Genomic DNA, 11,335 nt, shown 5'->3' on the forward strand with positions numbered 1-11,335 from the left:
CGGCGACGACGTCGTGGCGTCGTCGTCCGCGCACGCGGGGGTGGCCGGCCTGCCCGGCGGAGTGGCGGCTCCGCTGCCGGAGGGCACGGTGCTCGGCATCCCCGCAAGCCCGTTCGCCCCCGAGGTGCAGCAGATCCTCGGCACACGAGGGGCCTGGCGGGCGTATGCCGACCGCGTCAAGCCGGTGTTGACGGTCGGCACCGAGCGCAGCCTCGGCGTGCTCGTGCGCTCGCGGCTCGGCGCCCGCGTGCTCGACCGGATCGTGGCGCCGGTCACCCTGGGCGTCTACGGGGTGCATCCCGACGACATCGACGTCGGCATCGCCGCCCCCGGCCTCAACGGCGCGCTCACCACGACCGGGTCGCTGCTGGCCGCCGTCGCCGCGCAGGGCGCGGCAGCGGGCGCGGGGCCGGCGAGCATCCGCGGCGGGATGCTGCGCCTGGTCGAGGCGCTGTGCTCCCGGCTGGAGCTGCTCGGGGCGACTCTGCGCACCGGCACTCGCGTCGAGGCGGTCGTCCGCGACGAGGACGGCTGGCGCGTCGACACGGACGAAGAGCTGGATGCCGACCCCGGCGCGCTGCGCGCCGACGCCGTGATCGTGGCTACACCGGAGGGCGAGGCACGCCGCCTGCTGGATGCCGCGGGCCCGTTGCCCGTCGAACCTGCCGCAGAGTTCCCCGTCGAGACGGTGACGCTCGTGATCGATGCCCCGACCCTCGATGAGAGCCCGCGCGGCCCCACGGTGTACACGGTGCCGGGCACGTCGGCGGCGACCACGCTCGCGCACAAGAGCGTCACCTGGGAGTGGCTCGCCGGCGCCGCCGGCGGCAGGCACGTGCTGCGGGTCTCGTTCGGCACACAGGCCGAGCCGCCGGCCACCGCCGGACTGAGCGACGAGGAGGCCGTGGCGCTCGCGGTGCGCGAGGCATCCACTCTGCTCGGTGCGCCGCTGGCCGTCGACGTGGTCGCCTTCGGGCGCCGGGAGCGGTTCACGCAGACGCTGCCCGGTGCGGCGATCGGACGGCGGGATGCGGCGCGCACCGTGCGCGAGAGCCTTGCCGCGGTGCCCGCTCTCGGGGTCGTCGGGGCGTGGCTCGCCGGCAGCGGGCTCGCGCAGGTCGTTCCCGACGCCGTGCACGAGGCCGACCGGGTGCGCGACGCCGTGCTGTGGGACTGACGGCGCCCTCGGGACCCACATCCGGATGCCGAAACGGGAATACAGGACTAACGTGGAACGAGTGATAGGCGAAATCGAGTGTGAGGAGGCCCGATGAGAGGCAAGGTAGGGCTCGTGATCGGCCTCGGCATCGGGTATGTGCTCGGCACCCGGGCCGGCCGAGAGCGGTACGAGCAGATCAAGGCGCAGGCGATCAAGCTGTGGGAGCTCGACCCCGTGCAGCAGCGGGTCGGCCAGGTCACGGACTTCGCGAAGTCGACGGCGATGGCCGTGCCGACCGCGCTGTGGAACACCGCCACCAAGGCGGTCAAGGCCGCGAGCGACTCGGCCGACGCGCCGAAGGCACCGGCGAAGCCTGCCGCGAAGCCTTCGACGAAGACCGACGAGAGCGGCTGACATGACCACGCCACGCGGGTTCCGTGATCGCGCGGACGACAGTTTCTTCACCCTGCTGGGCGACATCCCCGAGCTGGTGCGCAATCTGGTCGTCGCCGAGATCGACGCGGCCAAGAAGTGGGCGGCGAAGACGTCGAAGGATGCCGGCATCGGCGCCGTCTGGATGCTGGTGGCCCTCTTCTTCCTGTTCTGGTCGCTGCCCGCACTGGGGATCTTCCTCATCTGGGGCATCCACTCCTGGTTCGGCTGGTGGATCTGGGCGAGCGCCTTGCTCGTCTTCGGCGTCGGACTGGTGATCGTGGCGGTGTGTGTGCTGCTCGGCATCCTGCGCTTCAAGCGCCTCGCGAAACGCGAGAACCCCGGTCAGGCGATCGCCGAGGACGTTCGCATCGTGAAGGAGGCAGCCGATGAGTTCTGACCAGTCGCGCTCCGGCGCTCCCGTCCCCGTCCCGCGCACGGCGGTGCCGCTAGGTATCACCGACCCGGTGACGCAGGCCAGGGCCGAGCTGAAGGCGGCCCTGCACGCCATCGAGGTCAAGGCCAATGTGCCTCGCCGCCTCGGGCAGGCCACCGAGCGGCGCACGCAGCGCGCCCGCGCGCTCGCCGCGCGCAACCCGGCGGCCGCTGCGGTCGCCGCCGTGGCGCTGGCCGCCGCGGTGGGCGCCGTCGTGTGGGGCGCGGTGCGTCTCTACGTTCGCTGAGGCCGGACACCCCGGTCACCGAGCCCGCGACCGCGGACTGAGCGATCCCGTCGACCTCATGCGTGACCTGCGCGCGACCGATGCCCGCCGCCGCGTTCTTCGAAGAGGCGCCGTTCTTCAGCGGGCGGCGGCTCGATCTGGCCGACGTCCCCGAGGTGCTGCAGTGACCGGAGGCGCCGAATTCCCGGCCCCGGGGTATATTCGTTCGCAGGGCAGCGGCGATGGAGCGGATGCTGCCGATGGCGATGACCCGATCGCACGAGCCGTGCAGGCCGGGTCGTTTGTCGCCCATCGGCTGTTCGAACGCGGAGCGGCCGATCTTCCACCCCGAGAGTCAGGCCTATGAACACAGCCCCGCACAGCACGAACGCGAAGCCGTTGACCGGCTGGCGCGTGCTCGTGCCGCGCGGCGGGCCGTGGGGCGACGGGGTCGCCGCGTCGTTGCGGTCGCTGGGCGCGGTGCCTGTCGTCGCGCCGCTCATTGACTTCGCCTCCACGCGGGACCCCGAACGGCTCGATCGGGCGCTTGCCCGGCTCGAGGCCGGTGAGTTCGACTGGCTCACCGTGACGAGTGCGACCACGGTCGACGTGCTGTTCGCGCACGGTACGAGCATCCCGGCATCCACTCGCGTCGCCGCTGTCGGCGAGACGACCGCCGCAGCCCTGCAGGCCGTCGGCTACCGCGTCGACCTCGTGCCCGATCGCGACAACTCGGCCGCAGGCATGGCCGACCAGATCAACGGGCTCGAGCCCGAGCCGCGTCGCATCCTCACGCTGCGCAGCGAGATCGCGAAGCCGATGCTCTCCAAGCGACTCAAGGCCGCCGGCCACGACGTGCACAGTGTCGTCGCCTATCGCACCGTGGGGGTGCCGGTCACCGAGCGCATCGCGCGTGACGTCGCCAACGGCCGCATCAACGCGATCCTTGTCACGAGCGGCTCGGTCGCCGAGCAGGTGCGCCTGCAGTTCGCGAACATCCCGCAGGCGACGGTGATCGCCGCGATCGGCCCGCGCACCGCGAAGGACGCGCAGAACTCGGGCCTCGACATCGACGTGGTCGCCGTGCAGCAGACGGTCGACTCGCTCATCGCGGCGGTGTCGCAGTTCCCCTTGCCGCACGCCGCGGATGAGTTCCAGGCCTGACCGCGATCGGGGCGACACCGCCGCCGACGCGGTCGCGGCACACGACGGCGCGCGTGCGGAGGGCGGGCTGCTCGACGGGTGGCTCCTCGCCGAGGAGGATGCCGGGTTCGCCCCCGCGCTGGCGGCCACGGGCATCCATCCCGTCGTCGCTCCGCTGTGGATGCGCGATCAGACGGCGTCGGCCGCGATCGTCGATGCCGCGCTCGGTCTGCACGGCAACGGAGTCGAACCATGATGGCTGAACTCTCCGTGGTCGCATGGGCGCTGCTCGCGATGGCCGCGGTCGTCATCGGGCTGTCGAAGACGGCGATCCCGGGCTCGGCGACCGTCTCGGTGGCGATCTTCGCGGCCGTGATGCCGGCGAAGGAGTCGACGGGCACGATCCTGCTGCTGCTGATCCTCGCAGACCTGTTCGCGATCACAATCTACCGGCGCACCGTGAACTGGCGGGTGATCGTACGGCTCGTCCCCGCGGTCGTCGTCGGCGTGCTGCTGGGAGTGGCGTTCCTGGCGTGGGCCAGCGACGAATGGGTGAAGCGGACGATCGGCATCATTCTTCTGGGTGTGATCGCGGTGACCCTGCTGCGCCGGTGGCTCAGCCGCGCCGCCGCAGACGACCGTCCGCATCGCGTCGCGGCGGCGGCCTACGGCGCACTCTCCGGCTTCACGACCATGGTGGCCAACGCGGCGGGGCCGGTGATGTCGATGTACCTGCTGGCGGCTCGCTTTCCCGTCAAGGAGTTCCTCGGCACGACGGCGTGGTTCTTCTTCCTGGTCAACGTGAGCAAGGTGCCGTTCTCGATCGGGCTCGGGCTTATCGCAGTGCCGGGACTGCTGCTCGACCTCGTGCTTGTACCGCTTGTCGTCGCGGGTGCCCTTCTCGGACGGTGGTGGGCGAACCGCATCGACCAGCGCCTGTTCGAGCGCGTCGTGATCGCGGTGACGGTGGTCGGGGCGCTCTACCTGGTGTGGCCGTGGTGAGCCCGCGGCATCCGTCACCCTCGACGCCGGGCGTTCACGACCTGCGCGGTGCGCGGGCCGATGCCCAGGGCGATCGCACGGGCCAGCGCAACCCGGTCGACGCCCTCCACGGTGAGGCACGACGGGCATGGCGGCATCGAGCGGAGTCACCCACACAGTGGGGCAGTCGCGGGATGCGACGCAGGATCGTTGCGGGTCTGTGAGTATTCCAGCGCCTTTGAGCCCGATGCCACTGGCAGACTGTATGCCATGGTGACGCTGTTGCTGGACTCGACGCGCCTCGAGGTGGCGCTGTCGTTCACCGAGCGCAAGATGTCATTCCGCAGGAAGAATGTGTTCATCGAACGCTCGGCGATCGCCAAGGTGCAGCTCACCGGCGACGCCTGGAACTGGTTGCGCGGCGTGGCCAGCCCCGGCACCTACCTGCCCGGGCTCATCGCGATGGGCACGTGGACGTCGGCCAGCGGCAGCGACTTCGCGGTGATCCGGCGCCGGCGCCCGGCGGTCGTCATCGACCTCGAGGGCGACGCGGAGTTCCAGCGCATCGTGCTGACCACCACGCACGGGCTCGCCCTGATCACGGCACTGCATCTGGACGACGTGGACGAGGCCGCCGACGTCGCGCAGTTGGCGGGGGCGGATGCTGCGCAGCCCGCGCCGGCGAGCACGCCGCGCACGCGGCCCGCTGCGAAGCCCGCACAGGCGTGACGGCTCAACTGACGTCGCGACGCCAGCTGAACAGCTGGCCGAGCACGAGCAGCACCGCGGCATAGCCGGCCAGGACGAGCCCGCCGACCCACCATTCCACCGGTGTGGCCGCTCCTCCCGTGCCGCCGACGGTGCTGAAGATGCTGAAGCCGACCAGCGCGTCGCTCGCGGCCCCGGGCAGGTAGTTCGTGACGCCGCCGAGCCCGTCGACGAAGTTGGCGGCCACGCGTGCGACCGGCTCGATGAACTGGGTGAACGCCAGCACGATGACGATGGCGGCGACCTGGTTGCGAACGAGGCTGCCGACGCCGAGCCCGACGATCGTCCACAGGATCAGTGCGAGCCCGATACGGCCGAACATCGCCCACGTGTCGGACGAGCCGAGCCCCGTCTCGATCCCGAAGCCGGCAAGGAAGGCGGCACCCGGGCCGACGGTGGCGATGAGGGAGAGCACGGCGAACAGCGCACCCACGACGATGCCGATGATCACCTTCGCCCACAGCACCGTGCCGCGTCTCGGGGTCGCGAGGAACGTCGGGGTGAGCGTCTTGTGCCGGAACTCGGTCGTCACCATGAGCGTTCCGATCAGCAGCGGGAAGACGTACCCGATCGACGCGGAGAGGCTGTAGGTCACCCCGCCGACGACCGACGCATCGATGCCCTGCATGCCGGTGGCGGCGGTGTCGCCCGAGCTCACGGCGTACGCGAGCGCCGCCCCGAGACCGGCGGCGGTGGAGCCGACGTACACGACGAGCACGATCGCAAGGATCCACCACCCTGCGGTCGAGAACGTCTTGGTGAACTCGGCGCGGCTTGCGGCTGCCAGACTCATCGCTGCTCACCCTCTTCGGACTCGGTGGGTTCGGGATCGGGGTGCTCGGGCTCTCCGTCGAACGACGAGAAGAACCGATCGGCTTCGATGTCGGCCTCCGTCCGGTCCGGGTCCGGGTGGGCATCGGCCGCTGCAGCCACCCGCACGACCTCGATGATGCCGGTGCTGGCCACGGCGAACCCGGCCGACTCGACCTCGATCTGGACCTCGGGCTCGGGCTCCGGTGCGGCCTCTGACTCCGGCTCAGCCTCTCGCGTGTCCGCCGGCTCCGGCTCCGGTTCGGACGCGGCTTCGGTCTCGGGCGCGGCCCCGGGCTCCGCCACCTCGTCAGGCTCCGGCTCGTCGGGGCCTTGTGCGTAGCCGGTGCCCGTAGCATCCACGCGCTCTGCCGTCGCCGTGCTCGCGTGCACGCGCACGCCGTTGACGAGCTCGAAGAAGACCTCTTCCAGACCGGGGCCGCGCCGCTGCAGGGTCGACAGGGCGACGCCGGCGTCGGCGGCGATCCGGCCGACCTGCGACGTGTCGACGCCGCGCACGGCCAGTCCCGACCGCAGCAGCTCGAACTCGACACCTGCCGACTGCAGGGCCTTGGTCAGCGCAGCGCGATCGGGCGCGTCCACGACCGTCGCCTGCTCGGACGGATCGGACAGGTCCTCGATGCCGCCCTGGAACACGAGCTGCCCGCGCGAGATGATCAGCAGCGCGTCGACGGTCTGCTGCACCTCGGCGAGCAGATGCGACGACACGAGCACCGTGCGACCCTGTGCCGCGAACTGGCGCAACAGGCTGCGCATCCACTTGATGCCCTCGGGATCGAGCCCGTTCGACGGCTCGTCGAGCACCAGCACGCCTGGGTCGCCGAGCAGCGCGTACGCGAGCCCGAGCCGCTGCCGCATGCCGAGCGAGAACCCGCCAACCTTGCGGCCGGCCACCTCCGCGAGCCCCACGGTCGCGAGCACCTCGTCCACCCGGTGCGTGGGCAGGCCGGCGGCCTGCGCGTACACCTTCAGGTGACCCGCGGCACTGCGGCCCGGGTGGAAGCTGGACGCCTCGAGCACCGCGCCAACCGTCTGCAGCGGGTGACGCAGCCTGCCGTAAGGCACACCGCCGATCGTGGCGGTGCCCTCGGTCGCGCGGACGAGCCCGAGCAGGATGCGCAGCGAGGTCGTCTTGCCGGCACCGTTGGGGCCGAGGAACCCGGTGACCACACCGGGCTCGACTCGAGCCGAGAAGTCGGAGACGGCGGCGACCGCACCGAAACGCTTGCTGACGCCGGAGAACTCCAGCACCTGTCCGTCGGGCATGAAGCCACCTCTCGTCCGGGAGCACTCCCCTTATCCTTGCGGAAAGCACCGCCGGTGTCCTAGCGCCTTGCGATGCGACACCGCGCCCGCGGGCGCGGGTAGCGTTGTCGGTATGGCTGAAACGCGCGTTCTCGCCCGCACGGAGGGTGCGCTCGGGCACCTCACCCTCGACCGGCCCGAAGCGCTCAACGCGCTCGACCTGGGCATGATCCGCGACCTCACCGCGGCACTCGAACGGTGGCGCGACGACCCCGGTGTGCACGTCGTGCTGCTCGACGGTGCCGGCGACCGCGGGCTGTGCGCCGGCGGCGATGTGCGGGGGCTCTACGAACAGATCGTCGCCGGCCGCCCCGAGGACACCGGCGTCTTCTTCCGCGAGGAGTACGCCCTGAATGCCCTCATCGCCGAGTACCCCATGCCCATCGTGGCGATCGCGGACGGGATCACGATGGGCGGCGGCATCGGCCTGGCCGGCCACGCCGCGATCCGCGTGGTGACCGAGCGCTCGCGGCTGGCGATGCCCGAGACCCGCATCGGGTTCGCGCCGGATGTCGGGGGCACCTGGCTGCTTGCGCACGCCCCCGGCCGACTCGGCGAGTACCTCGGGCTCACCGGCGCGTCGATGAACGCCGCCGACGCGATCCACACCGGCTTCGCCGACCACCTCGTGCCGTCCGACCGGCTCGCCGAGCTCGCTGCGAGCCTGTCGGGCGGCGACCCCGCCGACGCCGTGCGTGCTGCGGCACAGGTGCCGCAGGCATCCGCTCTCGACGCAGCCCGGGCATGGATCGACGACGCCTTCGCCGCCGGCACCGTCGCCGAGATCGTCCAGCGGCTTCGCAGGCGGCCCGAGGCCGAGGCATCCGCCACCGCCGACACCCTCGAGTCCCTCTCGCCGACCGGCCTCGCCGCCACCCTCGCCGCCGTGCGCCGGGCACGCGAGCTGCCGGACCTGCGCGCCGCGCTCGCGCAGGAGTACGCCGTCGTGCTGTGGTTCGCCACGAGCGCGCCCGACCTGGTCGAGGGCATCCGTGCGCAACTGGTCGACAAGGACCGCTCCCCGCGCTGGAACCCGGCGACCATCGCCGACCTCGACCCCGGCACCGGCGCCGCAGCACTCGCCTACCGACCCCGGACGCCGCTGTGGGGGTGAAGCGCCCGATCACCACGATCACCGGATCGCTGCTGGTCTACCGGGGGCACAACTGGCCGCGCGTCGTGATCATGCCCTTCGCAGCCGTCTCGATCGTGTCGTCGTTCACCGCGTGGTGGGTGCAGGGGCAGGAGATCATGCTGCGCACGAGTCTGCTCTTGCTCGCCGTCGACACCCTCGTGGTGCTCGTGCTGTCGAGCCGCAGCACCGCCGCCTATGCTCGCCGCAACGAGGGAGCGTGACGTGTTCGACAGCCCGCTTTCCGCCTCTGCCTACGAGATCCTCGGCGTCGCTGCCACCGCCGAGCACGACGAGCTGCGTCGCGCCTATCGGGTGCGCCTGCGCGAGACCCATCCCGACACCGGTGGCGACGCGGAGGTGTTCATCCTGGTGCAACGCGCCTGGGAGCTCGTGGGCACCGCCGATGCACGCGCGGCGTACGACCGCGGGCACGGCTTCGCAGACGGGATGCCACGGGGCACCGCCGCCGGCACGACCGCCGATCCGGCCGGCTGGCGCCCCGCCCCCGCGGCACGCGACTCGCGCCCCCGCGCCCGGTCGTACGGGCATCCCGGCGGCTGGCGCCGCGAGCGCTATCTGGCGCTCATCCGCGAATGGGCCGGCCGCGGCGTCGATGTGGACGACCCGTACGACCCGGCCCTCGTGCGCACCGCGCCACGAGACCTGCGCCGCATGCTCGCCGATGCGCTGGCCGAGGAGGCGACGGCGCGCACGATCGCCGACCTGGGCATGGCGTTCACCGCATGGCACGACGTCGCCGTCGACGCCGACCCCGAAGAGAAGCTCGACCACATCGTGCTGAGCCCCTCGGGTCTGTACAGCGTGATGTCCGAGGACTTCGGCGGGCCGGTCGGGTTCCGTCGCAGCGAGATCACCGGCGCGGTCGTCGGGCGCTCCGCGCCCGTCACCGCGCTGCTCGCACGCGCGCGGCGCATCGGCCGCGCCGCACGCGTGCGCTTCGGCGGCGGCATCGTCGTGCTGCCCGACGACGACCTCGCCCAGGCCGTCACTCCGCTGGGCGCGGTGCGCGGCACGCCCGTGGCGGTCGTGCGCCGCAGCGCCCTGGCGACGCTGCTGCGCCAGGGTGTGCCCGGCGCCCGCGACGTCGGTGGGAACGAGCTGTTCGACATCCGCTCGCGCCTGCAGCAGACGGTGCGCTTCGTGTGAGCCCGCTGCGACTCAGCGCAGACGTGCCTCTCGCGCGAGCGGGATATGCTCCGCGGTGCTGCCGCACGCGGCATCGCACAGCCGCAGGCGCGAAGCGACCTGCACCGCCTCTTCCCGGGTCGAGCAGCCGAGCTTGCGATACAGCGACTGCAGCTGCGACTTGATCGTGTTGGGCGACACATGCAGCGCGGCGGCGATCGATGCTGTCGTCGGGTGCAGCGTCAGCGCCCGCAGCACGAGCAGCTCGCGGTTGGTCAGCCGCGGCCGCTCTCGCACGTCCATGTGTTCCACGCCCGCCAGGGCCGCGCGCATCGCCTGTGCCGTCTCTGCGGGCAGATGCGAGAGCACGCAGTCCACGACCGGCTGCGGAGTCGTGGCGAACAGGCGGCGGTGGTTGACCTTGGTGCCCAGTTGCGCGATGGTCGCCGCGGTGTGCGGGTCGACGTCGCCGGTGCGCACGAACTCCAGCCATGCCGCCAGGACCGTGATCTTTGCGCGCTGGGCGGGGCCCGGGGCGGTGTCGTCGATGAGGTCGCGCAGGTCCTGCGTCGCGCCGCGGACGTCGCCGTCGAACAGCGCCAGCCGCACCAGGGCGAGACGCGTCAGAATCCCTCTCTTCTCCGCCCTCTGGTCGGCATCGACGACCTTGGCCGCACGGCTGAGATCACCGGAGGTCGCCAGAGACTCGATGGTCATCGCCGTGATGACGTCGGTGGCGAACGTGCCGGGGAACGGCGGATGGCTGTCGGCGGCCAGGCGCGTCACCTCCAGGGCGTCGTCCGGCTGGTGCCGCGCGAGGTGCGCCCGGGTGCGGGCCAGCAGCGCGAAGGGCCACGACATCTCGTAGCTGTCGTACGATTCGATCTCGTACAGACGTTCGTCGAGGTCGTCCGTCATGCGGTCGACGGCCACCAGCGCGGCGGCCGCCGCCTCGGTCGCCGCGCTCGAGCCGATATGCGCCGGGGTGGGCGGGGGAAGCTCTGCCGCTTCCGACAGGAGGCGACGCGCGTCATCGAGCGAGCCGCGAACGGCGTGCGCGAGTGCGGTGCGCCCGAGCACGAGTCGTTCGGCGTCGGGCTGCGGTGCGAGCGCTGCCAGCTGGCGGGCCGTGGCGAAGGCCAGCAGGGCGCGCGCCGACTTGCCCGCGGACAGCAGTGTCGATCCGATCTGCAGGTGGAAGTACCAGAGGGGCCCGTCGGTGCGTTCCCGCGACTCGGTGCGCACCTGGGCGATGCGGTCCTCCAGACGCTTGGCGTGGCTGAGTGCCCCCGGCTCGTCGCCGCTCATGCGCGAGGCCAGGATGTGCACGAGCGTCGTCAGGTCGAGCTCGTCCGGATCGGCCGTGCGGGCGTTGGGGACGGTGCCGAGCGGACGGAACGGGCGGATCGTGCGGGCGAGCACCGGGGTCATCGGGTGCAGCGCCCGCAGGATCGGGTGCTGCTCGAGCACGCCACTGGGCAGTGAGACCAGCGCGCGGCACATCAGCTCGTAGTGCGTGTTGTACAGCGGCCAGACGTTGCACACGATCGCCGTCGCGATCTCTTCTGCCCGGCCCCCGGCGATGGCGCGCTCTAGGTCTTCGCGTGCGACCCTCTCGTCGTTGACGTTCACGCCCACCCCCAGACCCATCATAGAGCGCGCGCAGGTGCGGCTGCCCGTAGCGTTCGTCGCAGTCTCCACGTCGCTGGTCGCGCGCGAGGCCGCCAGCAGGGCGATGCCGATCTGGCCGAGCATGCCCGACACCCCGGCATC

Annotated in this window: 14 protein-coding genes; 11 read left to right on the top strand and 3 right to left on the bottom strand. The window is 71.8% G+C overall.

The window, feature by feature from the left end:
- The 8 genes from ACK5IN_RS04960 to ACK5IN_RS04995 all read left to right on the top strand — a co-directional run.
- Positions 1–1,177, top strand: a 1,177-nt coding sequence (locus ACK5IN_RS04960) for a protoporphyrinogen/coproporphyrinogen oxidase (protein ID WP_416895101.1), incomplete at its 5' end; no start/stop codon positions are given.
- Positions 1,178–1,270: 93 nt separating this feature from the next.
- Positions 1,271–1,573 carry a YtxH domain-containing protein gene (locus ACK5IN_RS04965; RefSeq protein WP_416895102.1) on the top strand — a complete coding sequence of 101 codons (303 nt, stop codon included), beginning with the start codon at positions 1,271–1,273 and terminating at the stop codon, positions 1,571–1,573.
- 1 nt (position 1,574) lies between these two features.
- Positions 1,575–1,991: a phage holin family protein gene (locus ACK5IN_RS04970; protein ID WP_416895103.1), complete on the top strand. Its 417-nt coding sequence runs from the start codon at positions 1,575–1,577 to the stop codon at positions 1,989–1,991.
- Positions 1,981–2,274 (top strand): hypothetical protein, encoded by a 294-nt coding sequence (locus tag ACK5IN_RS04975; RefSeq protein WP_416895104.1) that lies wholly within the window; start codon positions 1,981–1,983, stop codon positions 2,272–2,274. Before ACK5IN_RS04970 ends, ACK5IN_RS04975 begins: the two co-directional genes overlap by 11 nt.
- A 342-nt stretch (positions 2,275–2,616) precedes the next feature.
- Positions 2,617–3,417 carry a uroporphyrinogen-III synthase gene (locus ACK5IN_RS04980; protein WP_416895105.1) on the top strand — a complete coding sequence of 267 codons (801 nt, stop codon included), beginning with the start codon at positions 2,617–2,619 and terminating at the stop codon, positions 3,415–3,417.
- Complete coding sequence (locus ACK5IN_RS04985; protein WP_416895106.1) at positions 3,401–3,652, top strand: hypothetical protein; 252 nt, start codon at positions 3,401–3,403, stop codon at positions 3,650–3,652. The genes ACK5IN_RS04980 and ACK5IN_RS04985 overlap by 17 nt, the downstream gene beginning before the upstream one ends.
- Positions 3,652–4,398, top strand: coding sequence for a sulfite exporter TauE/SafE family protein (locus tag ACK5IN_RS04990; RefSeq protein WP_416895107.1), 747 nt, complete (start codon positions 3,652–3,654; stop codon positions 4,396–4,398). Before ACK5IN_RS04985 ends, ACK5IN_RS04990 begins: the two co-directional genes overlap by 1 nt.
- Positions 4,399–4,647: 249 nt before the next feature.
- Positions 4,648–5,106, top strand: a complete 459-nt coding sequence (locus ACK5IN_RS04995) for a hypothetical protein (protein WP_416895108.1) — start codon at positions 4,648–4,650, stop codon at positions 5,104–5,106.
- Between the two features lie 4 nt (positions 5,107–5,110).
- Here the strand turns inward: ACK5IN_RS04995 and ACK5IN_RS05000 are convergent, their stop codons facing one another.
- Together ACK5IN_RS05000 and ACK5IN_RS05005 are read right to left on the bottom strand one after the other, a co-directional pair.
- A complete protein-coding gene (locus ACK5IN_RS05000; RefSeq protein WP_416895109.1) occupies positions 5,111–5,938 on the bottom strand; it encodes an ABC transporter permease in 828 nt (275 codons plus the stop codon).
- Positions 5,935–7,242, bottom strand: a complete 1,308-nt coding sequence (locus ACK5IN_RS05005; protein ID WP_416895110.1) for an ATP-binding cassette domain-containing protein — start codon at positions 7,240–7,242, stop codon at positions 5,935–5,937. Before ACK5IN_RS05005 ends, ACK5IN_RS05000 begins: the two co-directional genes overlap by 4 nt.
- A gap of 112 nt (positions 7,243–7,354) precedes the next feature.
- On the opposite strand from ACK5IN_RS05005, the gene ACK5IN_RS05010 reads away from it, so the two are divergent.
- From ACK5IN_RS05010 to ACK5IN_RS05020, 3 genes are read left to right on the top strand one after another with little or no spacing between them, the layout of a single operon-like run.
- Positions 7,355–8,395 carry an enoyl-CoA hydratase/isomerase family protein gene (locus ACK5IN_RS05010; RefSeq protein WP_416895111.1) on the top strand — a complete coding sequence of 347 codons (1,041 nt, stop codon included), beginning with the start codon at positions 7,355–7,357 and terminating at the stop codon, positions 8,393–8,395.
- Complete coding sequence (locus tag ACK5IN_RS05015; RefSeq protein WP_416895112.1) at positions 8,392–8,637, top strand: hypothetical protein; 246 nt, start codon at positions 8,392–8,394, stop codon at positions 8,635–8,637. The genes ACK5IN_RS05010 and ACK5IN_RS05015 overlap by 4 nt, the downstream gene beginning before the upstream one ends.
- Position 8,638: 1 nt before the next feature.
- On the top strand, positions 8,639–9,583 hold the full coding sequence (locus ACK5IN_RS05020) for a J domain-containing protein (protein ID WP_416895113.1): 945 nt from the start codon (positions 8,639–8,641) through the stop codon (positions 9,581–9,583).
- Between the two features lie 12 nt (positions 9,584–9,595).
- On the opposite strand, the gene ACK5IN_RS05025 is transcribed toward ACK5IN_RS05020, so the two are convergent.
- The coding region (locus ACK5IN_RS05025; RefSeq protein ID WP_416895114.1) for a response regulator transcription factor at positions 9,596–11,335 on the bottom strand (1,740 nt) is incomplete at its 5' end.

Origin of the sequence: Microbacterium sp. (genome assembly GCF_047971895.1) — a bacterium.
Taxonomy (GTDB): Bacteria; Actinomycetota; Actinomycetes; order Actinomycetales; family Microbacteriaceae; genus Microbacterium.

Bases quoted from the DNA above. Each gene is read 5' to 3' on its own strand.
- ACK5IN_RS04965 (WP_416895102.1), top strand. From the start codon at position 1,271: ATGAGAGGCAAGGTAGGGCTCGTGATCGGCCTCGGCATCGGGTATGTG.
- ACK5IN_RS04970 (WP_416895103.1), top strand. From the start codon at position 1,575: ATGACCACGCCACGCGGGTTCCGTGATCGCGCGGACGACAGTTTCTTC.
- ACK5IN_RS04975 (WP_416895104.1), top strand. From the start codon at position 1,981: ATGAGTTCTGACCAGTCGCGCTCCGGCGCTCCCGTCCCCGTCCCGCGC.
- ACK5IN_RS04980 (WP_416895105.1), top strand. From the start codon at position 2,617: ATGAACACAGCCCCGCACAGCACGAACGCGAAGCCGTTGACCGGCTGG.
- ACK5IN_RS04985 (WP_416895106.1), top strand. From the start codon at position 3,401: ATGAGTTCCAGGCCTGACCGCGATCGGGGCGACACCGCCGCCGACGCG.
- ACK5IN_RS04990 (WP_416895107.1), top strand. From the start codon at position 3,652: ATGGCTGAACTCTCCGTGGTCGCATGGGCGCTGCTCGCGATGGCCGCG.
- ACK5IN_RS04995 (WP_416895108.1), top strand. From the start codon at position 4,648: ATGGTGACGCTGTTGCTGGACTCGACGCGCCTCGAGGTGGCGCTGTCG.
- ACK5IN_RS05000 (WP_416895109.1), bottom strand. From the start codon at position 5,938: ATGAGTCTGGCAGCCGCAAGCCGCGCCGAGTTCACCAAGACGTTCTCG.
- ACK5IN_RS05005 (WP_416895110.1), bottom strand. From the start codon at position 7,242: ATGCCCGACGGACAGGTGCTGGAGTTCTCCGGCGTCAGCAAGCGTTTC.
- ACK5IN_RS05010 (WP_416895111.1), top strand. From the start codon at position 7,355: ATGGCTGAAACGCGCGTTCTCGCCCGCACGGAGGGTGCGCTCGGGCAC.